23 protein-coding genes and 1 tRNA gene are annotated in these 23,961 nt (G+C 55.2%); 13 read left to right on the top strand and 11 right to left on the bottom strand.

Going from position 1 to position 23,961, the window contains the following annotated elements; all coding sequences use genetic code 11:
* The first annotated feature begins 128 nt into the window (after positions 1-128).
* Positions 129-800, top strand: coding sequence for an HAD-IA family hydrolase (locus tag ACXAF0_RS08715; RefSeq protein WP_475345489.1), 672 nt, complete (start codon positions 129-131; stop codon positions 798-800).
* An 84-nt stretch (positions 801-884) separates the two neighbouring features.
* Here the strand turns inward: ACXAF0_RS08715 and araD are convergent, their stop codons facing one another.
* The 4 genes from araD to chvE all read right to left on the bottom strand — a co-directional run bounded on the left by araD (position 885) and on the right by chvE (position 6,722).
* Entirely contained in the window at positions 885-2,633 is a 1,749-nt protein-coding gene (gene araD, locus ACXAF0_RS08710; protein ID WP_475345488.1) for an L-arabinonate dehydratase, read from the bottom strand.
* 168 nt (positions 2,634-2,801) lie between these two features.
* Complete coding sequence (mmsB, locus tag ACXAF0_RS08705; protein WP_475345487.1) at positions 2,802-3,986, bottom strand: multiple monosaccharide ABC transporter permease; 1,185 nt, start codon at positions 3,984-3,986, stop codon at positions 2,802-2,804.
* A gap of 10 nt (positions 3,987-3,996) precedes the next feature.
* A complete protein-coding gene (mmsA, locus tag ACXAF0_RS08700; protein ID WP_475345486.1) occupies positions 3,997-5,520 on the bottom strand; it encodes a multiple monosaccharide ABC transporter ATP-binding protein in 1,524 nt (507 codons plus the stop codon).
* A gap of 122 nt (positions 5,521-5,642) precedes the next feature.
* Positions 5,643-6,722 (bottom strand): multiple monosaccharide ABC transporter substrate-binding protein, encoded by a 1,080-nt coding sequence (gene chvE, locus ACXAF0_RS08695; protein WP_475345485.1) that lies wholly within the window; start codon positions 6,720-6,722, stop codon positions 5,643-5,645.
* A gap of 234 nt (positions 6,723-6,956) precedes the next feature.
* Here chvE and ACXAF0_RS08690 point away from each other — a divergent pair, with 234 nt between their 5' ends.
* The 6 genes from ACXAF0_RS08690 (at position 6,957) to ACXAF0_RS08665 (ending at position 10,764) form a co-directional block, all read left to right on the top strand.
* Positions 6,957-7,943, top strand: coding sequence for a LysR family transcriptional regulator (locus tag ACXAF0_RS08690; RefSeq protein WP_475345484.1), 987 nt, complete (start codon positions 6,957-6,959; stop codon positions 7,941-7,943).
* A gap of 164 nt (positions 7,944-8,107) precedes the next feature.
* The gene (locus ACXAF0_RS08685; RefSeq protein WP_475345483.1) at positions 8,108-8,662 is read left to right on the top strand and encodes an AAA family ATPase; all 555 of its coding nucleotides are present in this window, start codon (positions 8,108-8,110) and stop codon (positions 8,660-8,662) included.
* A gap of 11 nt (positions 8,663-8,673) precedes the next feature.
* Positions 8,674-9,150, top strand: coding sequence for a thermonuclease family protein (locus ACXAF0_RS08680; RefSeq protein WP_475345482.1), 477 nt, complete (start codon positions 8,674-8,676; stop codon positions 9,148-9,150).
* Between the two features lie 117 nt (positions 9,151-9,267).
* The gene (gene msrB / locus ACXAF0_RS08675; RefSeq protein ID WP_475345481.1) at positions 9,268-9,708 is read left to right on the top strand and encodes a peptide-methionine (R)-S-oxide reductase MsrB; all 441 of its coding nucleotides are present in this window, start codon (positions 9,268-9,270) and stop codon (positions 9,706-9,708) included.
* 185 nt (positions 9,709-9,893) lie between these two features.
* A complete protein-coding gene (locus ACXAF0_RS08670) occupies positions 9,894-10,199 on the top strand; it encodes a hypothetical protein (protein WP_475345480.1) in 306 nt (101 codons plus the stop codon).
* Positions 10,189-10,764, top strand: coding sequence for a hypothetical protein (locus ACXAF0_RS08665; RefSeq protein WP_475345479.1), 576 nt, complete (start codon positions 10,189-10,191; stop codon positions 10,762-10,764). Before ACXAF0_RS08670 ends, ACXAF0_RS08665 begins: the two co-directional genes overlap by 11 nt.
* 46 nt (positions 10,765-10,810) lie before the next feature.
* Here ACXAF0_RS08665 and ACXAF0_RS08660 read toward each other — a convergent pair whose 3' ends face one another.
* From ACXAF0_RS08660 to ACXAF0_RS08635, 6 genes are read right to left on the bottom strand one after another with little or no spacing between them, the layout of a single operon-like run.
* Complete coding sequence (locus ACXAF0_RS08660; RefSeq protein ID WP_475345478.1) at positions 10,811-11,296, bottom strand: phosphatase domain-containing protein; 486 nt, start codon at positions 11,294-11,296, stop codon at positions 10,811-10,813.
* Positions 11,293-11,883, bottom strand: a complete 591-nt coding sequence (locus ACXAF0_RS08655; protein ID WP_475345477.1) for a histidine phosphatase family protein — start codon at positions 11,881-11,883, stop codon at positions 11,293-11,295. The genes ACXAF0_RS08660 and ACXAF0_RS08655 overlap by 4 nt, the downstream gene beginning before the upstream one ends.
* A 34-nt stretch (positions 11,884-11,917) precedes the next feature.
* Positions 11,918-13,006 (bottom strand): MBL fold metallo-hydrolase, encoded by a 1,089-nt coding sequence (locus ACXAF0_RS08650; RefSeq protein ID WP_475345476.1) that lies wholly within the window; start codon positions 13,004-13,006, stop codon positions 11,918-11,920.
* A complete protein-coding gene (locus ACXAF0_RS08645) occupies positions 13,006-14,088 on the bottom strand; it encodes an ABC transporter ATP-binding protein (protein WP_475345475.1) in 1,083 nt (360 codons plus the stop codon). The genes ACXAF0_RS08650 and ACXAF0_RS08645 overlap by 1 nt, the downstream gene beginning before the upstream one ends.
* Positions 14,076-15,812, bottom strand: a complete 1,737-nt coding sequence (locus tag ACXAF0_RS08640; protein ID WP_475345474.1) for an ABC transporter permease — start codon at positions 15,810-15,812, stop codon at positions 14,076-14,078. Before ACXAF0_RS08640 ends, ACXAF0_RS08645 begins: the two co-directional genes overlap by 13 nt.
* Positions 15,812-16,789: an ABC transporter substrate-binding protein gene (locus ACXAF0_RS08635; RefSeq protein WP_475345473.1), complete on the bottom strand. Its 978-nt coding sequence runs from the start codon at positions 16,787-16,789 to the stop codon at positions 15,812-15,814. Before ACXAF0_RS08635 ends, ACXAF0_RS08640 begins: the two co-directional genes overlap by 1 nt.
* A gap of 199 nt (positions 16,790-16,988) precedes the next feature.
* On the opposite strand from ACXAF0_RS08635, the gene ACXAF0_RS08630 reads away from it, so the two are divergent.
* Together ACXAF0_RS08630 and ACXAF0_RS08625 are read left to right on the top strand one after the other, a co-directional pair.
* Positions 16,989-17,771, top strand: coding sequence for a DeoR/GlpR family DNA-binding transcription regulator (locus tag ACXAF0_RS08630; RefSeq protein WP_475345472.1), 783 nt, complete (start codon positions 16,989-16,991; stop codon positions 17,769-17,771).
* 122 nt (positions 17,772-17,893) lie between these two features.
* The gene (locus ACXAF0_RS08625; RefSeq protein WP_475345471.1) at positions 17,894-19,117 is read left to right on the top strand and encodes a hypothetical protein; all 1,224 of its coding nucleotides are present in this window, start codon (positions 17,894-17,896) and stop codon (positions 19,115-19,117) included.
* Here ACXAF0_RS08625 and ACXAF0_RS08620 read toward each other — a convergent pair.
* Complete coding sequence (locus ACXAF0_RS08620) at positions 19,107-19,883, bottom strand: class II glutamine amidotransferase (protein ID WP_475345470.1); 777 nt, start codon at positions 19,881-19,883, stop codon at positions 19,107-19,109. The genes ACXAF0_RS08625 and ACXAF0_RS08620 overlap by 11 nt on opposite strands.
* A gap of 195 nt (positions 19,884-20,078) precedes the next feature.
* On the opposite strand from ACXAF0_RS08620, the gene ACXAF0_RS08615 reads away from it, so the two are divergent.
* From ACXAF0_RS08615 to ACXAF0_RS08600, 4 genes are all read left to right on the top strand, one after another.
* Positions 20,079-20,154 (top strand) — tRNA-Thr (locus ACXAF0_RS08615).
* Positions 20,155-20,371: 217 nt separating this feature from the next.
* Positions 20,372-21,886, top strand: a complete 1,515-nt coding sequence (locus tag ACXAF0_RS08610) for a hypothetical protein (protein WP_475345469.1) — start codon at positions 20,372-20,374, stop codon at positions 21,884-21,886.
* Positions 21,886-22,413, top strand: coding sequence for a hypothetical protein (locus tag ACXAF0_RS08605; protein ID WP_475345468.1), 528 nt, complete (start codon positions 21,886-21,888; stop codon positions 22,411-22,413). The genes ACXAF0_RS08610 and ACXAF0_RS08605 overlap by 1 nt, the downstream gene beginning before the upstream one ends.
* Positions 22,414-22,654: 241 nt before the next feature.
* Positions 22,655-23,902, top strand: coding sequence for an RNA polymerase sigma factor (locus ACXAF0_RS08600; RefSeq protein ID WP_475345467.1), 1,248 nt, complete (start codon positions 22,655-22,657; stop codon positions 23,900-23,902).
* Positions 23,903-23,961: the final 59 nt, after the last annotated feature.

The raw sequence follows: 23,961 nt of genomic DNA, 5'->3' as shown, positions 1-23,961 counted from the left end.
AATCACGTTTTGTTACCGGCTGTTAGCAGATGTTACCGATTGTTAATGGCACGATATCGGTTAAGTTCCTATAAAGGATGCCAAGCCCGTAATAACAACAATCAAGCCCGTGCAAGGAGCTCCACCCGATGGCCAAATTCATCCTGTTCGACCTTGATGGCACCCTGATTGACGGGGTCGATGACATCCTGTTTGCGATGAATGATTTGCTGGCCGCCCACGGGCACGAACCGCTGGTGCGCCATGATATCGAGGCGATGCTGGGCGATGGCACCTGGATGCTGACCAAACGCGCCTTCGCTGCGCGCGGAGAAACACCAACTGATGCGATGCTTGATGAGCTCAATGTCGACTTCAACACCCGCTACGTCGAAACCGACTACGCCTATACCCGCCTGTTTGAAAATGCCGAAACCGTCTTACGCGAACTAAAGGCAGACGGTTGGACGATTGCACTGGCTTCGAACAAGCCCGAAGCCCCCTGCAAGGCCATCCTCACCAATCTCGGGGTCGCGGATCTGTTTGGCGTCATCGCCGGCGGCAATAGCTTTGAGGTCAAGAAACCCGATGGTCGCTTCCTTGACTTTGTCCTGAACCAGCTTGGCTTTGATAAATCAACCGACACCGCCATCATGGTCGGCGATCACGCCAATGATGTGAATGCCGCCCGCGCAGCCGGCATCCGCGCAATTGCCGTTGCCATGGAAGTCGACGATACGCGCGCCAAGTCGCTTGGCGCGGATGCGGTTGTGACCGCCTATCATGATATGCCAGCAGCGATCCGGCAGATTGCCGAATAATCCCAAAGCCTCAGGAACGAAGAAACCGGCTGGCACATCTGCATCAGCCGGTTTTTGTTTGCTCTCAGTATTTCGCCCTTGATCCTAGTGGCTATCCTTCGGGATTTCCTTGCCGCGATGGCCGACGAGGAAGTCGAAGTCGGCTCCGCGATCGGCTCCGATGACCGACTTGTAATAGAGCGAGGCATAACCGCTAGTGGGGACCGGAACGGTGGTTTTCCAATCTGCCAGGCGCTGAGCAAGTTCTGCGTCGCTGATATCGAGATGCAGGCGACGGTTGGGCACATCCAGTTCGATCATGTCGCCATTCTGCACCACCGCCAATGGGCCACCTGCGGCGGCTTCGGGCGAGGTATGCAGGACGACTGTGCCGTATGCCGTGCCGCTCATGCGGGCATCTGAAATGCGGACCATATCGGTGATACCCTTGCGCAGCACCTTGGGCGGCAGGCCCATATTGCCGACTTCTGCCATGCCCGGATAACCTTTCGGACCGCAGTTCTTCAGAACCATGATGCAGGTTTCATCGATATCAAGGTTATCGTCATAGATCTTGGCCTTGTAATCATCGATGTCTTCAAACACCACCGCCCGGCCACGATGGGTGAGCAGCTCCGGCGTTGCTGCGGACGGCTTGATGACCGCCCCATTGGGTGCCAAGTTGCCTTTGACCACCGCGATGCCGCCACTGGCGGTCAGGGCCTTTTCGAACGGGCGAATGACGTCTTCGTTCCAGTTCCGGACATCCTTGACCTGATCCCACATGGTGTCGCCCGACACGGTCAGGGCATCGTTATGAAGCTTGCCCGCCTCGCCCAATGCCTTGATCACCACAGGCAAACCACCGGAATAGAAGAATTCCTCCATCAGGTAGTCACCAGATGGCTGCAGGTTCACAATCGTTGGAATGTCCTTGCCCAAGCGGTCCCAGTCATCAAGCGACAGGTCGATGCCCACACGCCCGGCAATCGCCAGAAGGTGGATCACCGCATTGGTCGAGCCACCAATCGCACCATTGACACGGATGGCGTTTTCAAACGCTTCCTTGGTCATGACGTCAGAGGGCTTAAGGTCATCCTTGACCATCTGAACGATACGCCGCCCCGTGACATGCGCCATCACACGACGGCGGCTGTCAACGGCGGGAATGGCGGCATTACCCGAAAGCGCCATGCCAAGCGCCTCGGCCATGCTGGCCATGGTCGATGCCGTACCCATGGTGTTGCATGATCCAGGCGAGCGTGACATGGCGATTTCGGCTTCAAGGAAATCTTCGGTGCTGATCTTGCCAGCCTTGCGCGCCTCAGCCAATTGCCAGAGCGAGGTACCCGATCCGATATCCTCACCGCGCCACTTGCCATTAAGCATCGGACCGCCGGTGACGACGATGGCCGGGATATCAACGCTGGCCGCCCCCATCAAAAGTGATGGCGTGGTTTTATCGCACCCCACCATCAGGACAACGCCATCCAGCGGTGTCCCGCGCAGCATTTCCTCAACATCCATCGAGGCAAGGTTACGGAACATCATTGCGGTCGGGCGGAGCGTACTTTCACCGGTCGAAAACACCGGGAATTCAAGCGGCAGGCCACCGGCTTCGTAAATGCCGTGTTTGACCCGTTCGGCCAGATCACGCAGATGGGCATTGCAGGGCGTCAGTTCCGACCAGGTATTACAAATGCCAATCACCGGACGTCCGTCAAACAGATCCGATGGCAAACCCTGGTTCTTCATCCAGCTGCGGTGATAGATATTGTCCTTGCTGGTTCCGCCGAACCAACCTTCTTGTGACCGCAGGGTGCGCGGCCAGGGTGCCGGTTTGAACTTCGTCATGCCCGTTTTCCTTTTTGACTTATTATCGTGACGGATCCGGTCATGTGCGGTTGGGACAGCCACACACAGGACATTGAACGACACGCACCAGCAACCAGCCCGGAAAACCCGGTAAGGTCAAACCGGATGTTTTCAGCCCGGTGCATGTCGCTCCGCGTCAACATGTTGTTACGCCTTGTTTTTGTTGTAGACGTCGAAGATCACGGCGGCCAAAAGCACAAGGCCCTTGATCACCTGTTGCCAGTCAATACCGACACCGATAATCGACATCCCGTTATTCATGACACCCATGATGAGCGCACCAACCACAGCACCGATCACCTTGCCAACCCCGCCCGACATCGATGCACCACCGATGAAGACTGCGGCAATCACATCAAGCTCGAACGCAAGACCGGCCTTGGGCGTTGCCGTATTCAAACGCGCAGCAAACACCAGCCCGGCCAAGGCGGCCAGCATGCCCATATTGGCAAATGTCAGGAAGGTCAGGCGTTTGGTATTGATGCCCGAAAGCTTTGCGGCTTTCTCGTTACCGCCCAGCGCATAAATACGGCGCCCCAGCGTCGTTGAGTTGGTGATAAAGGTAAAGATCGCGATCAGAAGCGCCATGATCACCAGGATGTTTGGCAAGCCGCGATAGGTCGACAGCAGATAGGTCACAAACAGGATCGCAAGACCAGCCACCGCATGTTTGGTCACAAACACTGCCATCGGTTCTTCGACGGCGGCGAACTTCGCCTGTTTGGCGCGCGCGCGCAGACCCAGGATCGGCAGGATCGCGGCCAGGGCCACACCCAGCGACATGGAAAACAGGTTAAAGCGCCCCTCGATCAAGCCGCCAAAGAAGTCCGGGATAAAGCCCGATGACATCGCCTGGAAGCCATCCGGGAACGGCCCGACCGACGCCCCGCCCAGAAGGGCGAGCGTCAGGCCCTTAAAGACCAGCATGCCGGCCAGCGTCACGATAAAGGATGGAATGCGCCAATAGGCCACCCAGTATCCTTGGGCCGCACCAATGATCGCACCGGCAATCAGGCAGACCGGGATAACAAGCGCTGTCGGCAAATCCCAATTCACAATCATCACCGCGGCCAAAGCGCCGATAAAGCCAACGACAGAGCCAACCGACAGGTCGATATTGCCGCCAACAATCACCAGCAGCATGCCAACCGCCATGATGATGATATAGCTGTTTTGCAGGAACAGGTTGGTCAGGTTGACCGGCTTGAGCATGATGCCGTCGGTCAGGACCTGGAAGAAGGCCAGAATGGCGACCAGCGCAACAACCATGCCGTATTCCCGGATATGGGTGCGCAGATAGTAGCCGATTGATTTGGTATCAGTATCCGTCATTGTCCGTTCCTCACGCCTTCAGGATCATGCGCATGATTGCTTCCTGGCTTGCGTCCTTTGCCGCAAGCTGCCCTTTGATCTCGCCCTCGTTCATGACGTAGATGCGATCGCACATGCCCAGAAGCTCCGGCATTTCCGACGAGATCATGATGACCCCCTTACCGTCGGCTGCCAGTTGGTTGATAATCGTATAAATCTCGTATTTTGCCCCGACATCGATGCCGCGCGTCGGCTCATCAAGGATGAGAACTTCGGGGGCGGCAAACAGCCATTTCGACAAAACGACTTTCTGCTGATTGCCACCCGAAAGGTTCATGACCTTTTGCGCGACATTGGGGGTGCGAATATTGATTTTGCTGCGGTATTCCTCGGCAACAGATCGCTCTGCCCCTTCGTTCAGAACACCGTTTTCCGCAACCCCGCCCAGATTGGCGAGCGTGATGTTGGTCGTGATACTTTCTTCAAGGATCAGACCCATTTCCTTGCGGTCTTCGGTGACATAGGCCAGCCCCGATGCAATCGCCTTTTCCACGGTCGACACATCAATCGGCTGACCGCGCAGCAACACCTCGCCGGAAATATCGGTGCCATAGGACTGACCAAAGATGCTCATGGCAAGTTCGGTGCGCCCCGCGCCCATCAACCCGGCAATGCCGACAACCTCGCCGGCGGCAACGTCGATATTGACGTTATCGACGACCTTGCGTTCGGGATGCAGCGGGTGGGTGGCCGACCAATTGCGGACTTCCATCAGCTTTTCGGCACCGATATTGGGCGTACGATCCGGATAGCGGTGCGCCATATCGCGCCCGACCATATCCTTTACGATGTCGTCTTCGGTAATCGTGCCGCCACGGGCATCCAGGGTTGAAATCGCCTGACCATCGCGAATGATGGTGATGCGGTCCGCAACCCGGTTGATCTCATTAAGCTTGTGTGAAATCAGGATCGAGGTAATGCCCTGCGCCTTGAATTCCAGCAACAGGTCGAGCAGTTTCTGACTGTCATTTTCCTGAAGACTTGCTGTCGGCTCATCAAGGATCAGAAGCTTCACCTTTTTCGAAAGCGCCTTGGCAATCTCGACAAGCTGCTGTTTGCCAACCCCGATATTGGTGACAAGCGTCGCCGGGTTTTCTTTCAAACCGACTTTTTGAAGCAACTCACCGGTGCGCGCAAAGGTCGCCGGCCAGTTCACAACCCCGTTTTCACTGACTTCGTTGCCCAGAAAGATGTTCTCGGCAATCGAGAGAAGCGGCACAAGCGCCAGCTCCTGATGAATGATAATGATCCCGCGATCTTCGCTGTCGCGGATATCCTTGAATTCCTGTACCCCGCCGTCATAAAGGATGTCACCGTCATAGGTTCCATGCGGGTAAACCCCGCTTAACACCTTCATCAGCGTGGATTTTCCGGCACCGTTTTCGCCACAAAGTGCATGGATTTCACCACGTTCCACTTTCAGGCTGACATCATCCAGCGCCTTCACACCCGGAAAGGTCTTGGTGATGTTCTTCATTTCCAGGATGGTATCCATCCGGTCCTCCCACTGCCGCTGGCAAGCCAGCCGCGCCTTGATCTGCTTTGGTCTTTGTTTTCCCGAAAGCCGTTCGGAAACACGGCCCCGGCATATCGCCGGGGCCGCATACGCCGTGGTGCTTACTGCACGTCGTCTTTGCTGTAATAGCCGGACCCGACCAGGATTTCTTCCCAATTGGATTTGTCGACCATGATCGGCTCAAGCAGATAGGAAGGAACAACTTTGACACCGTTGTTATAGGTGCTGGTGTCGTTAATGGTCGGCTTTTCGCCTGCAAGAACGCTGTCAACCATCGAAACGGTGACACGGGCCAGTTCGCGGGTGTCCTTGAAGATGGTGGAATACTGTTCGTCAGCAAGGATCGACTTGACCGACGGCAGCTCAGCATCCTGACCAGTCACAACCGGCATTTTCATGTCGCCGGAGCCATAGCCGACACCCTTAAGCGAAGACAGGATACCAATCGACAGACCATCATACGGCGAAAGGACACCATCAACTTCTTCGTCGGTGTAATGTGCTGAGAGAAGGTTATCCATACGCGCCTGTGCAACCGCACCATCCCAACGAAGCGTCCCAACGGTGTCCATGCCCATCTGGCCGGATTTGATCACGATAGTTCCTTCGTCGATCAGCGGCTGCAGGATCGACATTGCGCCATTATAGAAGAAATACGCGTTGTTATCGTCCGGCGACCCGCCAAAAAGTTCGACGTTATAGGGCGGCTCACCCGATGCAATAAGGCCATCAACCAGCGAGGTTGCCTGCTGTACGCCAACCTTGAAGTTATCAAAGGTGGAATAGTAATCGACATTCGGGCTTTCGACGATCAGGCGGTCATAGGCAAACACCTTGATGCCTGCTGCGGCTGCGTTTTCCAGCGCATTCGAAAGCGTCGTACCGTCAATCGCTGCGATCACCAGAACATCGACGCCTTTAACGATCATGTTCTCGATCTGGGACAGCTGGTTCGGAATATCGTCTTCGGCATATTGAAGGTCGGTTTCATAACCCGCAGCTTCGAACTGCTCGACCATGGAATTACCATCGGAAATCCAACGCGACGAAGATTTGGTCGGCATTGCGATCCCGACATAGCCTTTGTCGGCGGCATGAGCGTAACCACCCGAAAGCATCGGGCTCATCATTGCGGCCGCGCCAAAGGCGACCCCTGCCATTACGGCACTGAGACGTTTCATAGCTATCCTCCCTAAAAGACACGGCATACCAGCCATTTTTCTTTAAGCCCGACTTTTACAGGCATGTGTGGCCTGCATGCGTCGTGTCTTTGTTTTCAATTGATGTTGTATCCCCTTTCCCAAAGGACACGGCGCCATTATTCCGACGGGTTACATAACAATCAAATAAACAATTTCGAAACTTGCATATCAAAAATGATATAATAAAATCGCGCCATACCAGAGGACATCCAGATGGCCAAGACATCCAATCCACTACCACTCAGCTCGGCAAAATCCCTGCTTTTCCGCTCTGGAAACCTATTTCAGAGGGGGCTTAAGCTTAGCCACCTGCGCATGATTGTCGCGATGGAAGAGACCGGTCAGATCAGTCTGGCCGCTGACATGCTCAAGACATCGCAACCAGCCGCCTCTAGACTATTGTCTGAGATGGAAAACATCCTTGAGGCCAGATTATGCGTGCGCAGCCCGCGCGGGATCGAGATGACCAATGCCGGCCGCGCCCTTGCCCGGCGTGCACGTAGCATGTTGATTGAAATCCGCGAAGCCGAACGCGAGATCGAGGATATCAAACATGGCGGCGGCACTGTTTTTGTGGGCGCGGTGACGGCTGCGGCAGTTGACCTGGTGGTACCCGCGATCCGAAGCGTTCAGGCCGTGAACTCGTTGCTCGAAGCGCATGTCGGGGTCGGGCCGTCGCATTTGCTGATCAAGGATCTGCTGGCTGGCGACCATGACTTTGTCATTGGCCGCGTGCCCGAGGATATGGATCCCCGCCTTTTTAACATCCGCGAAATCCGAAGCGAGAGAATCCGCCTGATGGTGCGCACCGGCCATCCACTGTTGGAGGGCAACACGCCGATCACACTGGCAAGGCTGGCACAGTTCGAATGGATTTTACCGCCGCCAGGCAACCTGATGCGCCGCACGATCGAGGATGTATTTATTTCGCGTCATCTGCCCCTGCCCCATTCCAGTTTGAATTCGGCATCCCTTCTGGTGACGCTGGCAACCCTTGCAGACACCAACGCCATCGCCCCCATGGCCGAGGAAGTCACAACCCTTCTGACCAGTGGCGGGCTGATTACCGAACTGCCCTTTGATGGCGCGATTGAAATCAAACCCTATAGCCTGATTACCGCGCGCGGCCATCGGCTTTCGCCATCGGCGCAACTGGTGTCGGATCATATCCTCGCACGTATCGAAAAACCGGCAAGTTAACGCCATTCAGACATCCGTCGCGTTTGCCGTTGACTTGCCGGGTGAAGCCGTTAAAAAGCGCCACTCGCGCGGATCGCGCCCCTACCCAAAACCAACAACAATATTGCCATCCCCTTGCCGCAAAGCCCGACCAGAACGGCGTGCTTGCGGAGACACGAACACGAATGCAAACACCCATAACGTCCAACCTTGTTGTCCTGACCGGCGGCCCCGGTACGGGCAAAACCACAATGATCAATTATCTTGATGACCGGGGCTTTGACACCAGCCCCGAGGTGGCGCGTGCCATCATCGAAGAACAGATGGAACGCGGCGGTACCGCCCTGCCATGGGCGGATAATGATGCCTATGCCGGTCTGATGTATCGCCGGTCCATTCGCGCCTGGCAGGAAGGCATTCAAAACCATCCGCGCACGGTTTTCTGTGATCGCGGCCTGCCCGACACGCTCGCCCATCGCAGGCTAAGCGGCCTTTCCGAAAACCCCGATCTAATGCGCGCCATCAGAACCTATCGCTACCACAAGATCGCGTTTGTCCTGCCGCCCTGGTCGGAAATCTACAAAAACGATGCGGCGCGAACACAAAGCTTCTCCGAAGCCGTCAGAACATATGTCGTGCTGTGCCAGACTTATCGCGAATGCGGTTATGAGCTGGTCGAAATTCGCAAAGGCCCGGTCGAACAGCGCGCGGCCCAGATCCTTGCCCGTCTCAAACTCTAAGAAACAGCCCCATGATGACGTCGAACCATCCCTCATCCCGCTTTTCCAAACGTGCCCTCATGGCATGCACGGCCGCCGTAATACTGCAGATCAGCCTCCCGGCCGTTGCCGTCTGCTATGATTGGCCGCTGCGCGAATATCGCGGCAATTATGCCTATGACGGCGACACAATCTATGTCGCCATCCCCGGCCTGCCCGAAGAAATCGCCAATATGTCGGTGCGGGTACGCGGGGTCGATACGCCCGAAGTGCGCGGCAAATGCGAAAGCGAAAAGCAACTTGCGCATAAGGCCCGCGACTATGCCCGCCAACGTCTGAAGGCCGCGACATCCGTGCAATTCTGCGAACCGGAATGGGGCCGTTATGGCGGGCGTGTGGTGGCGTCTGTCAAGATTGACGGCAGTCCGCTTGATCTTGAGCTGATAGCAAACGGCCTTGCCCGCCCCTATGACGGCAAAACCAAACGCCAGCCTTGGTGTCAGGGGTGATCACGCCCACATCCAAAGTCACTTCGATGTGAAGCCACTGGACAAGTACGATAATCCGACCATCTTTGGGGACAAGAAATTGCCGGACAGAAGACCAGATAAGCGGAGTGACGAAATATGAGCAAATATCAAAAAAACCCGGATGCCATCCGCGAATTGTCGCCCGAACAGTATCATGTGACACAGGAAAGCGGCACCGAACCGCCGTTTCGCAATGATTTCTGGGATCACAAGGAAGACGGGCTTTATGTTGATATCGTCTCGGGCGAACCGCTTTTTACCTCACGCGAGAAGTTCGATAGCGGCTGTGGCTGGCCAAGCTTTGTAAAGCCGGTCGAAACCGACCATATCGTCGCCAAGGAAGACAACACGCACGGCATGCGCCGGATCGAAGTACGCTCCAAACACGGCGACAGCCACCTTGGTCATGTCTTCCCCGATGGCCCGCAAGATCGCGGCGGATTGCGCTACTGCATCAATTCCGCGTCGCTGCGCTTCATCCCGATTGAGTATCTGGATGCCGAGGGATATGGCGAGTATCGGTATCTGTTCGATTGATAAACTAGGAGACAACTGCCAATGTCGGGCAATAACATCGAATTAATGCCTATCAACTCACTGAAGCAACTTACTTCTTTTGCAAGGGTCATTGAAACGACTTCTCGATAAACTGTAATAGTGTGTTATTGTGATACTTAAGAGTTGCATTTTAGCCAGTAGGCTGGGGATTTAGGAGACGCTGAATGGCAGTCAACAAAAATCTAGATTATGAGATATTGGAAGCCTTACTAATTTTGGCGAGATCCCACGATTCCTTGATGTACGCTCTAAAGTTTGAGCGAATTGATAAAAGCCTCAGAGAAATCATCGACGCAGACGGCAACAACCCTGAAATCGATGAAATCCGAAAACACCAAGCAGAATCAGCAGAACTCTCAGAGGAGAAACTTAACGAAGCTCTGAAAAGAAGCGACGAGTTTTCTGACAAAATATCCGAACTCTTGGAACGCCTAAAAGGCGAAACCGAGGAAACGCACGATGGTCAGTAAAAGACAATTTGATGTTGTAGAGGACATGAAGAATCGCGCAAAACGCGCGCAAACTAACACCGATTTTATGGCGACTAAGCTTCACTCTGTTGCCTCCGGCTTTCAGAATGTTGCGAAAGGCCAAACTAGATCCAAAGCACGTGTACCAGGTTTGGAGTCTGAGAATCAGATGGCAGATAACGAAAAACTAGCTGAACTTGAGGGCAGTTCTCGCGGACTCGCCCAGTCGCAGACAATTTTAGTGACTGCGATGATGGGGTTTGGTGCGATCTTCATAGGAATCGCAGCCATAATTGTAACCATCCAGATTTTCACTTGGCAGTCTGTTAAAGACACTCAGGCATCCATGGAGGCCTCAAGTAAGCACCTGGAAGAAAAGTTTGAATCCACCAGAATAAGAACAGACGAAAAGTTAACTAGTATAGAACGATCTATCAGGGATGAATTTAGAGCAATTAGCACGCAAAATGCTGCGCAAATTAACGCAATATCGAACGCAATAACCGCAACCAAAGCAATTGAGCAACCACAATCCGAACAATCTCCTGCTCAACAAGATCAATAGGTTTTCGCCCCTAGTAAAAACATCGTTTGAATAGCCAAGTTTTGGCCTAAAACTCACCCGGCGCACATTGCAAACAGGTCAGTCCCATATCGCGCCATTTATCGACCACCCGCCTGCGATCATCGACGACCAGCCACGGGTTAAAACCATCTGCGATGATCTTGGCCAGCAGGTCTTCCTTGACCTCTTCATCACTGCGGTGATCGGCATCTTCGGGGCGCAAATACATGCCATCAAATGGAATATCATGGGCACGCAGCCAGGATTCTGATCGATGCTGCCAGCCCGCCGGGCGGCCCGAACAGATCAGGATCGCATGGCCTGAGGCATGCAGGATACGCAGCAGTTTTTCGATATTTTCGATCGGTTTGGCGTGGTCCATGGCGTCAAAGAACGCATCCCACTGTTTTTCCACACCATGAACCAGATGCCCCAAAGCATCGGCATCAAAATGCGCCAGTGTGCCATCCATATCAAATACCACAGCGTCCTTGGCAGCATCACGCGCATCACGGGCTTTGGGTTCGCTCACGCGGAAATCTCCTTGATCAGGTTTTCGGTCAAATTTTCATAGCCCCAACCATCCTTGGTCGGGCGAAACAGGATCGGGGTGGCATTGGGCACACGCGGGCCATCGGCCTCAAACCCGGTCATATACAGAATGCAGCGCGCCACACCGGAATGGGCGACAATCACGGTCAGGTCATCGCTGACCTCGGCCAAGGCCTGTTGCATGGCAAAGGATACGCGCTGACACATGGCATCAAAGCCTTCGCCATTTGGCGGCGTGTCAAAGCGCGGACAGATTTCGGATATCGGACGGCCTTCTAGGTCGCCCCAATGCCGTTCGCGCAGCCCATCAAGTACCTTGGCCTCATAATCGGGCAGCACGAGGTTCGCCGTCGTCCGTGCCCGGTCCTGCGGACTGACATAGACCGCATGCCATCTTGCCATCGCCATCAGTGGCGCAATCGCAACCGCCTGTGCGCGACCGGTTTCATTGAGTGGCGGTTCGTTTGACCCGGCAATGATACCCGCCCGGTTGGCATCGGTTTCCCCGTGCCGGATGAAGACAAACGGCAGCTTGGGAAATTCGAACTTTTCAGCGGCATAGATCATGACCGGGAAACACCTTTGTTGGAAAACGCATGCATTACAAATAGAACCGATCAGCAAGCTGTAGCCGCCCGTCAAACCCGTCGACAAGCCCAAAATCCTCTGGCCGACTGGTGAAAAGCGGCACGACCTGCATGGCGTGGCACTGATTGGCAAGCTCAATCACATGCTTAGCCAAAGGATGCACGTTCCAGCGCCTGAAATGCGCATGGCCCTTTTCGACCATCTTGCGGGCCTCAACCGGCATGAAACCGGTAAAGATCACATGCGCGCTTGACCCCATGCGACCCGCATCCTGCCACTGATCAATCAGTTCGCGCGCCTTGCCAAACGTCGCGCATGGTGCATGACACAACAGCAACCGCGCATCGGGATTGAAATGCTTTGCCTTGTCCTTTAGCGCGCGCAATTGGCGGATGGCATCACCGGCGACGTAGTCCGATCCACGGGCATCAAGCACCTGTTTGACTTGCCCATAACACCGGTCATCCATCGACCAGTCGGTCAGGCCATGACGTTCAAACAGCACAGCCATTTCCGCCGCCCGGCCGCTTGGCGGGACTGGAAACAGGATCTGTCCATCCAGCTTGGTCATGGTGGTCAGCAACGCATCAATACGGACCTGCTGGGTCAGTTGTTCCATACCATAGGAGGCATCGAGCAAGACAGTCGCAGCATCCGGCGGCGCGTCATAAAGGAAATAATCCGATTCCTGGCAAAAGTCGCCGGAATAGAGCACCCCACCGCCCAGCTCGAAATGCAGCCACACCCCGCCAAAGGAATGGCCGGTGCGCCCGGTGGTCACAGTCACGCCGTCGACCTGAATTTCCCCGCACGGTGGCAAAGGTACGACATTGGCCGCCTTGGGCAGCGACCGTGCAGTGACTTCGGTGCAATAGATCGGCAAACCGGCATCAACGATTTCGCCCGCCGCCCCGATATGATCGATATGGTCGTGGGTAATGAAAACAGCGTTAACTTTATTGAGCCATGCCGGATCAAACCCCTGATCACTTTCCGGCCCCACCCCGCAATCAAGCAGCCAGCGCCGGTTAAAGAATTCCAGTCGCAAACAGGCCGGGCCTTTTTCACCAAGTCCCGAAAGAACACGCATACGGGCTGACATCAGGCGGCCTCACCTGCCATGCGATCAAACACCCAGCCGTCCGATACTTTTAATCCGACCTGCTCCCCGATCCGCGCCCGGCGGTTGGCATAGACCGGTACGCTGTGATCTTCGCCAATCCGCACGGACAGTTTGAACCGCCCGCCAAGATAGACGCAATCATCAACCTGCCCGCGCAACGGCGCTTCATCACTAACCCAGACGTCTTCGGGTCGCAGGCAAAGACCGGCATTGGCAACTGCAATGCCATCGGCCAGTTTCGAGCAGATGCGGGCGGTAATGTTGCTGTCGCCCAGTTGAACCGAACAAGTCCCGCTATCGCCAAGCGCAATGTTGTTCACTGGCAACACAGCCCCCGCCCCGACAAAGCCCGCGACCATCAGATCGGCGGGTTCCCGGTACAGTGTTTCGGGGGCTGCCATCTGGCGAATATGGCCCTTATCCATCACGGCAATCCGGTCGGCCATGGCCATGGCTTCGGACTGATCATGGGTGACGTAAATCATCGTCGCCCCGGTACGGCGGTGGAAGTCCAGAAACGCCTGCTGCATGGTTTCACGCAAATGCACATCAAGGTTCGCCAGCGGCTCATCAAGCAAGACCGCGCGCGGCTCCATGACAAGGCAGCGTGCCAGTGCAACACGCTGACGCTGCCCACCGGAAAGCTCGGACGGGCTGCGATCGGCATAGGGGCCAAGGGCCACGATATCGAGCGCCTCGGCAATCTTGCGATCCTGATCGGCCCGGTTTAGCCCGCGCACCTCAAGCGGATAACCGACATTGCGCGCAACCGACATATGCGGCCACAGCGCATAGGATTGAAACACGATGCCAAGATTGCGGTCTTCGGGGCTGACCATGATCCCGTTTTCCGGGCTTGCCATGATCTGACCACCCAGTGAAATCTGACCGTGATCCGGTTCTTCAAAACCGGCAAGCAACCGCAAAAGCGTTGTCTTGCCACAGCCCGACGGCCCCAGAAGGGCCACGAATTCACCATCGGCAATATCAAGTGATACCTGATTGACCGCCCGATAATCGCCAAAGCATTTGGTAATGCGCGAAAGATTTATGTCTGCCACGGTACAACTCCTTTGGGCAAACGGCGCGCGGCAAGCTGAAAACAGCTCATCAGCGCGATCACCACAAGAACGACCAGAACCGCCACGGCAGAAGCCAGAACGGTGTCGCCACTGTCATCAAGATTGAAAATCAAAACGCCCAACGTCTCGTTCCCGGCCGACCACAAAAGGGCCGAAACGGTGAGCTCGTTAAAGGCGGTCAAAAACACCAAAAGCGCCCCGGCCGCAGCAGAAGGTGCAGCCAGCGGCAGCAAGATATCGCGCAACCGGCGTGAAAGCCCGGCGCCACAAGCCTGAGCGGCCTCTTCAAGGGCCGGATCAAGCTGGGTAAAGCTGTTCATCACCGGGCGCAGCGCAATCACAAGGAAACGCGCCAGATAAGCGACAAAAATGATCGCAAGCGTGCCATACAGGCTGACATCAATCAGCGGAATACGGATAAACAACAAGATGCAGGCAATCGCCAGTACCACGCCGGGTAAGGCATAGGGCACCTCGACCAGAAGATTGATCAGCTTGGTCAGGTTCGAGGACCGCCGCACCATCACATAGGCCAGTGGCAAACACAGCAAAACAAGCGTCACCGCCGCCCCGACAGACAACACAAAGCTGTTCTGGAATGCCCGGATAGTCGATGGCTGCACGAACATGACTTCGTAGAACGCCTCGAACGTGGCGTTGGCGAAGGTCAGCTTGACGCCAAAGGCCGGAACCAGTGCGGTGGTAAAGAGTGCCAGAAGCGGAATGACCAGAATGGCCACCAACACAGCCCAAAGCGCTGTTTCAACCGCACCCCGGCGCGCGCCAAGCTTAACATCCAGCGGACGCCCGACCATCCCCATCAGGCGATAGTCGCGTTTGGACAGCAAGCGGTGATGGAGTGCGACCCCGCAAATGGCAATTGCCCCGATCAACATGGCAAGAACGGAAACCTCGCCCAGAACAGACGGGCCAAATCCGGCAAGCTTTTGATAAATCAATGTCGGCAGGGTCTGATAACCGGCCGGGATGCCCAGCATCGCCGGAATACCGAAATTGCCAAGGGCGGTGACAAATGCCATGGCCGTGCCGGCAATCAGGCCCGGGCTGGTCAACGGCAAAATGATCTGCCACCACAGACGCCCACCGCGTGCACCGGCCAACCGGGCGGCCTCGATCTGTTCACGCGGCAACATGCGCAGATTGGCGCGCAACGTCAGAAACACGATCGAGGCATGCTGAATACCCAGCAAAAGGGCAATGCCTTCTGCGGAATAAAGCGGCTGGGGCGATCCCATTGGTGGGGCCATGCCAATAGCGTTTAAAAGCGCACTGCTGGGTCCGGTCAATTGCACCCAGCTGAGTGCCGTGATCTGTGGCGGGATCATCATCGGGATCATGAAACAGAACACGAGTGCGGCCTTGGCCCGTATATCGGTCAGCGCGACCAGAAAGGCAAAGGCACCGCCAATCAAAAGGGAAATAATCGTTCCCAGACCCGCCGTATAAAGACTGTTTGCCGTGGCCCGCCAGGTCGATGAATTGCCCAGCACGTCACGAAAATAATCAAACGAAGGCACACCACCGACCATGACACCCTCGAAACCAAGGCGCAGGATCGGCAAAATCGAAATAATAAATACCGGCACCACCAACCAATAGAGCAACCGGTCCGAAGACCGGTTGCCATTTGGTTTGGCGATTATGCCAGGCAGAACGCCGCGAAGGCGACCTGTAGCCTGCATTATTCAGCCCCGAAGATGTCTGCGAATTTTTCTTTGTTGGCTTCGGCCTGTTCCAGCGCGATGGCCGGATTGAAGTCCATCAGCTTGATGTCGCTGCGTGCCGGGAAACCGGCCGGAAGATCCATGCCGTTACGTGCCGGGATGTAGCCCATATCAAGAACCAGTTCCTGTCCGGCTTCGGACAGAACGAAATCAACGAACTTGTGCGCGGCATCAACGTTCTTGGCTTCTTTCATGATCGCGACCGGCTCAGTCACGTAAGTCACACCTTCTTCCGGGAAGACGAAATCAACCGGCGAGCCATTTGCCTTGCCACGGATGGCCAGGAAATCAACAACCACGCCATACGGTTTCTCGCCCGATGCAACGGCCTTGAAAGTGCCGCCATTGCCACCCTTGGCACGGGCATCATTGGCTGCCAGCGCTTGATAGTAATCCCAGCCAAGATCCTTGTTCTCGGTCAGGGTGGACAGGTGAATAAGGGCCGCACCGGAATAAAGCGGGCTTGGCATTGCGATCTGGTTTTTCACCGCCGGATCAACAAGGTCTTTCCACGATTTAGGCGCCTTGACACCGGTGTTGTAAACAATGCCGCTGGTGATCAGCTTGGTTGAATAGTAATAGCCTTCACCGTCATAAAGACCGTCTTCATAGGCGCTTGCCTGATCGGATTTATAAGCCTGAAGCTGACCTTCCTGCTTGAGACCTTCAAGCGTGACGGTATCAGCAATCAGAAGAACATCCGGGCGCGGGTCGCCAGCGGCAATTTCGGCACGCAGTTTGGCCATCAGTTTGGTGGTGCCGTCACGGACCCACTCAACTTCAACATCCGGATTGGCAGCCATGAAGGCATCAACAGTGGTCTGGGCATCCTTGTTCGGCTGGCTGGTATAAAGAACCAGTTTCTCAGCAGCCTGGCCCACAACCGGCAGCATCATCGCGGCAGAGGCAACCGCAGCAAGAAGAACGTTACGCATGATCGGCATCCCTTAGATCGAAAAGAAGGTTTCGTTCGAAAATCTGTCGACCCGGACGCTATATGGATTTCGATTTCAGTTGTGTGACAACACGAAGAATTAAATGTTTCAACAGGAAAACCGGGCTATGCAGCGGCGTTTGAGGCTGTTTATAAATATGCTATAAGCGAAATCACAACTTTCGAACGAAAGAAAACCCGTGTCCAACACCCCTGATCCAGTGCCCCTTGACCGCCGACGCGACCGCATCGTCGCCCTTGTCAAATCAACCGGCTTCATGGCGGTCGAGGAACTGGCGCGCCGATTTAACGTCTCGGTACAGACGATCCGCACCGATCTCCGCGATCTGCATGAACAGGGCCGCGTGTTTCGCCGTCACGGTCTGGCTGGCCCAGCACCCGATCCCGATAACTCGGCTTATGAAAAACGTGAAGACTGGAACCGAACGGGCAAAATGGCAATTGCCGCCAAGGTGGCCGATCTGATCCCGGAGGGCTGCACGATTGCGATTGGCACCGGCACCACCGCCGAACTCGCCGCCCAGCATCTGGCATCGCATCGCAACTTAACGGTTCTCACAAACAACCTGCATGTGGTGATGGCGCTGCAAAATGCACCCAATGTCACGCTCCGCCTTGCCGGCGGCACCGTGCGCACCCGCGATCTTGATATCATCGGTGCGGACAGCGCGGACTTCTTCGGCAGCATGCGCGCCGATTTCGGGATTGTCAGTGTGGGGGGCATGAGTGACGACGGAGATTTGCTCGACTTCAACATGGACGAAGTCCGCGCCAGGCGGGCACTTGTATCGTGCTGCGACCACGCCATCCTGATGATCGACGAGAAAAAGGTCGGCCGTAAAGCGCTTTGCCGTGATGGCCACGCAAGCGACTTCCAGACGGTGCTGCTTAACAGCGCGCCGGGCAACGCCCTGCAGCGTACACTGTTCAAGGCACGCAGTCAGATTGTTGTTGTTACGTGAGACATAGACAGCTTCATACCACGTTACGGGCCAGGAAACCCACTATTGCGATCTTCAACCTCCGCCAATACAATCAAAGCGTGTTTTTTAGTTTTTACTCTTAAGCGGGAGGAGCCTCCCCAATGGATGAACTTTGGACGAACAGAAAACGGCACACCAATGCTCTTGTAGGAACGATCTGTCGTCACCTTCTTCAATCCCAAAAAGAGCTAAGTCCTGAACAAATGCATGGCCTTGCGGCATTGTGCTGGATTACCAAAAATCACGACAGCGTCTCCAACTCCTACGTGAAAACAGTCAAAATTCCCGCACTCCGAGCAATTTTTCCTGAATTAAAGTTACCAACAGAAATTGAAGCGGCAGAGTCGACAATCCTGCGCGCAACGGACTTACCACTGCGCGCAGGGGATATTGTAGCTCATACTGGTTTCACAAACCTTCGTGGTGGGTATAGATACAGCAGCCTGACTTGGTTCAATCAGAACCATCAAGATATAGGAAAACTTTTCAAAATTGCGTGTCTGATGTCATCAGACGCGGAAAGGGTGCGCTTAGCAAAGTTGATCAGCGATATTCCCAAAATTCCCGGCGCAGGAAAGTTAGCGCAACACCCGATGCGTCCAGAATGCATTCTATCGCCCCTGTTCTTTGCAATTGATTCACAACTGCGCTTTCCAATTATCAACGGCAACGACAACATAGGCAGAGTGTTCTCCGAATTTGACCTAAAGAGAGGAGAACTTGATCAGCAATGTCGCTCGATGTTGACTATCATCGATGACTGCAACCTCAAAGACGCCGCACAACTAGATGAGTGGAGTTTTCAAGAACTAAAAGAACTTAAACTCCGAAAGACATCAGTCGAAATAAAAAATGAACGTCTCGCAGATAAAGCACATAATGACAATCAGCTACAGCAGAAAGATGCCGAAGATGTGGAGGCTTTACAACAAGAGCTGACCATCACGCAAACGCGCAAACATAATAAAATCACAAATCTATTTATTAAAGAGCTTCAAGGGATTGAGCTTCTTGAAGGCAGCGCACGAGCTTGCCGATATGACATCCTCATTCCTAAATATGCTTGTGAACGAGACCTCATGATTGAGGTTAAAAGTATAACTTCAATACAATCTGTCAGAATGGCAATAGGACAACTCTTTTCTTATACATTTGCAAAAGGAAAAGCTTCAACAACCGATCTCGCAATCTGCCTATCGGAGAAACCATCAGCTGATATATGCAGCCTTTTAGAATGGCTCGATATATCTCTTATCTGGGAAGAGAATAGTAAACTCCACACCAACTCGGTAAAGCTCAGTCACTTATTCTCGTTCACCTCTTAGCCAATGTAGCATCCTCGTTCACGACCAGATCACCTTCAACATGAAGGGTATGGTTCGGCGCGACCGCGATCCAGCTGTCGCTTTCGGCGTCAAGTGGTTCGGAGACGACGATCACGTGATCATCGCGTTTGCGCCAGTACAGCGATGGCGGCTTGTCGTCGCTGGCGTGGCGGATGGCACAGACGCTTTTGCCGTTTGACAGGCAGGCGGTGAAGCGGAACGGAGACGTCGCACCGCGCACCTTCATTTCGTTTTCAACGACCTCGATCGTGCGGCGAATGGCGCGGTGCGGGTCATCGCGCAGACCAAGCGTCAGCATCAGGCAAAAGATCAGTTCGCTATCGGTGGAGCCCTGTCGGCCCTCGTAAAACTCATCCTCGATCATCATTTCCAAGGATCGGCGCACCAGCGGGTAATCACCAATCTGGCCGTTATGCATGAACAGGTACTGTCCGTTGGCAAACGGATGGCAGTTGGACCGGCTGGTGTGGGTTCCGGTCGAGGCGCGGACATGGGCAAAGAAAAGGCCCGAGCGGATATGATGGGCCAATGACCGCAGGTTCGGGTCATTCCACGCCGGCAGGATTTCACGATAAAGCCCCGGTGTCGGGCGTTCGTCATACCAGCCAAGGCCAAATCCGTCGCCATTGGTTGGTGTTTTGGCCTGTTCGGCATGCAGGCTTTGCTCGACCAGCGAATGGCGCGGTTCAAAGACCAGCTTTTCCAAATAAACCGGATCGCCGATATAGCTCAGCCAACGACACATGTTTTGCCCTCGTACATTGAATTCAAGCGCGCACATCTAAGCCGGATAATTACAGCATGGTCAATGTGATATTGTGTGCCGCCGCCCTGATTTCAGGGCGCGGTTGAAAGTCCGGCATTTGTTGGCAAAAAGAACAACAAACCTCTTGCCAAGGCGGGTGTTTGTCCGTATTTTCCGCGCCACAAAATGAATCGTGCTGGCGTAGCTCAGCTGGTAGAGCAACGCATTCGTAATGCGTAGGTCGTAGGTTCAAATCCTATCGCCAGCACCATTTTGATTTACAAAACCCCGCCGGGTCAGCCCTGGCGGGGTTTTGTGTTTCTGTGGTCGTTCCGAGGCCTTTGCACCCGCCATTTGATGGCAAAACATTTCACATTCCCGGGCGAGACGCGTCTGTTTGCAAGGAACCGTTATAACTTCTTGCAGATCACGGGCGGCTTGATGGCGGCCCTTTTATGCGCTGCAAGGCACCATTGGGGAGTGCAGGCATGACCGATAGTGACGCGCCCAAACCAGCCAAGGCTTCAAGCAAAACCAGTGCAAAATCCGCGAGCGGATCAACCCCGTCCGAGGACGGCCCGGCAGAGGCGGAAAACAATCTGCAGGAACCAAGCGAAAGCCACGACGCCGGCAGCGCGGAGCAAGCCGCCATGGACATGATGTCCGCCTTGTGCCGTGATTTTGGTATGCCGGGCTTTCCCCCGACGCAAAGCGGGGATCAAAGCGCGCAGCCCCAACCGATGGAAACGGCGTTTCAGATCATTCAACGCTATCTGCTTGATGGCGATAGCAACACACCTGCCCCGACGCCCAATCTGGCGACGGGGGGATATTCCGAAGGGTTTGGTGGACTGGGTCGCAGCCATATGCCGACGTCACACAGCACACCAGAAGGCCCTTACAATACGGCTGCGGCAAGCACAACAGATGCCCAGTGGGGTGTGAGCACCACCCATGGCGATGGCAGCACAACTGATATGAGCGGCCCGGTCATCGGTGATGACATGTTTCGCACCGCCATGCCGTCGCTAACCGGCAAGCCGGACGGTAAAACCGATACGCCCGACTGGTCGATCAGTATGGAACAGGGTTATCCCCTGTCGCCGACCAAGACCAACGCGCAAACGGCCATTGCGGCAAAAATGCTGGCACCCGATGTGCCAACATCCTTGCGTAAATGGTCGCTACATGTCGGTGCATCACCCGATGTGCAATCCAGCCTTTCGGTGACTGTTCCAGATACGGTCCCGTCGCAGATGCGGGTACTTTTGTTTGATACGGCAGATGCCGATAATGCGGTACCTCAGCTGTCGGAAGTTCCGATTTATGGCGGGGAGCCGCATGCGCTTCATCTTGAACAAAATGTCGGCACCAGCAGCAGCGAGGCAACACCCGACCTGGCACTGATCCGGCTGATTTTTTCTAATCATGCACCTGTACCAATCCATCTGGAATATGTTGGCAGCCTGCCCAGCCCGATTGTTGCCGGAACCGTTGTGGTTGGCCCGCATTGTAACATTCCGTTTTGGGCCCAAATCACCCCGCCCAGCGAAGGTGACAAGGGCGCTGGTCTTGTTGTTCTTGTGCGCTATGAGGCCGAGACCAGCTTTGACGTCACCGCCCAATTGATGACCCAGGCCCGAACCAGCACCCCGACCGCGATCCTGACCTGCAACGCGCAAAGCGATCATTCCGCCTGCCGCGCGGCCAGCATGATCGCCGATAGCCGCGGGCGGCTTGAAACCAGCCTGACCGGCCTGCCCGACGATCCCGACGTAGCGCAGCTTAAAAAATATGGCTTCATCCCGCCGACCTTTATGGAGGATGCGAAGCAAGCCCCGTCCACACCGGTCAAAGCCAGCGTGCAAAAACCCACGTCGGATGATGCGAAGGATCCCCCTTCCCCAGCCAAGCAAACCGCCGCCAAATCGACCAGTCGCGCAAGCAAGGGCAAAAGCGGCAATGCAGGGGGCACTGGCAGCAGCACCAAGGGAGGCAACTGATGAGCAGACAGGCGCAAAACGATATTGCCACAGCAAGCGATCGCAAGGATGCGGTCAGAAAGGCGTTTAATCAGGAATACCTGGCCACCCAGCAGGCGATGTCACAGGCGGCCGAACGGGCGCGTGCCCAGGTTCTTGATCAAAAACAGACCATCGCGACCCATACCGAGAACGTGAAATCCGGTACTCAGGCCCCGCAGCCCCCCATCGGCGGTCAGACGGCAGCACAGACGGCACCCGGTGCAAGGCCACAAGCATCTCAGCAAACACCTCAGGCCGGGGCACCACAAATGGCATCCGATCCAAATGCGCAGAATGGGCAACAGGTCATGTTCGAGATCGCAAACGAGATCCGTAACATCATCGCGCTTGAGATTGATCTGCGTATGCAGGCCTTGTCCGACAAGGTGGAAAGCGCCCTTGCAGAGGCCTTTCCGGCAAAAACCTCTGATCCCAATCAGGCACAGCAGCCCAAAACGTCCGAAGCAAAGGACCAACAACCCGCGGCCAGCCCCAAAAAGACCTAGCAGCGGTCCAGCACCAGTTACACGCAGCACTCCAATAAAAGCAACAAGCGCAACAATGCGCGACATCGAGTCCCAATCTGACTCTCAGCCCGTTTCGTGACGGCTGCGCCGTTGCGTACGCAAACACAACTATAGGATGCATTAAAACTTTTATTCACACTTTATTTGCGGCCACGTCATAATGATTACCGCAAAACTTAATCAGCCTATGGTTGCATTCAATCAACCGGAGGGGTCCATAGTGCAGAATGAAAAGAATAGTCAGCAGGATGAGACAACCCTGACAGAAGCCGAGATCAGCTTTGCCAAGACACTTGAGCAAAGCCTCACGCTGGCGTTAGGCGACGATGACAAGGTGACATCAATCTGGTCACGTTTGAAACCGGAACAAAGGGCAAGGATCGCAGAAGACTATCTGACGAAGCTTGCGAAAGCAGAAGACACTGATGCGCAGCAAAGCGATATCAACCGGCCAAGATCGCGACCCAACACCACACTGGATGCAAGCGCGATCAGCCAACCCGCAACACCAACGTCAGAGACAGAACCGCCTGTTACGGTCACGGCCAAGCACCCCGTTCATTCGATAGATCCGACACCGCCTGCCACAAATACAGTTGCCCCAGAAACAGTTGGCATGACGCGCGCGCATTACAGCCCGCCGCCCGGATATCCGGCCGATTTCAACCCGCTGGCAGGCTTTCCCGGCCTTGAGCCATCACGAACCGGCCCCAGCCCCGAAGACATCATTGCCAGCGCGCTGGGAACACCTAGCGCACCATCACCCACCGATCCACTTGATATCTTGCGCGGGCTTGTCCCGGGGACAACCAACCCGACATTGCGCGAACCGGTGCCGCAAACACCCGTCACACCGACCACACCGGCGTCACCAGATGACGGGCGCGAAACATCCCCGCACTCCACACCACAAAGCCAACTGCAAGAACACGCCGATAGCGGTCCGGCCGCACCAAACTTCTGGCCGCTGTGGATTGATCAGCAGGACACGCTTTTAAAACAATGCCTGAAACTGATGTCGGGCAATATGGACGACGCGCAAGACGCATTGTCCGAAGCGATGGTCAAGGCATCGACCAAATTCGAAGATTCCATGGATGAAATCCGCAACCATCGCGCCTGGCTGTCGCGCATTGTCCATAATGCCTGCATCGATTTGCACCGTCAGAACCGGCGCAAGGCGGAATACCGCGAAGAAACCCATGGTGCGGCGGACACCCCCGCCTCCCCCATGACCGCCCCGGTGACGCCCAGTCCCGAGGAGTCTTATCTGGCCGGTGAAAAACTCGATCAGCTTGAAACAGCGCTTTTGGCGATGCAGGAAAAACTGCGCAAACCGCTTTTGATGCGCTGCGTTCAGGACCGCACCTATGACGAGATCGCAAACGCCCTTGGGCTTAGCAATTGCGCGGTGCGCAAGCGGGTTCAGCTTGCGCGTGAACATCTCAGGGCATCGGGCATTCAATAGGCCTTATGCGCGATAAAAAAATAATCACCGCAGCAAAAAGACGCGTCACAACACCCAAC

Source organism: Thalassospira sp. ABD4_177 (assembly GCF_056160125.1).
Note: the sequence above shows the minus strand (reverse complement) of the source record. Positions and strands in the feature narration are given on the sequence as shown.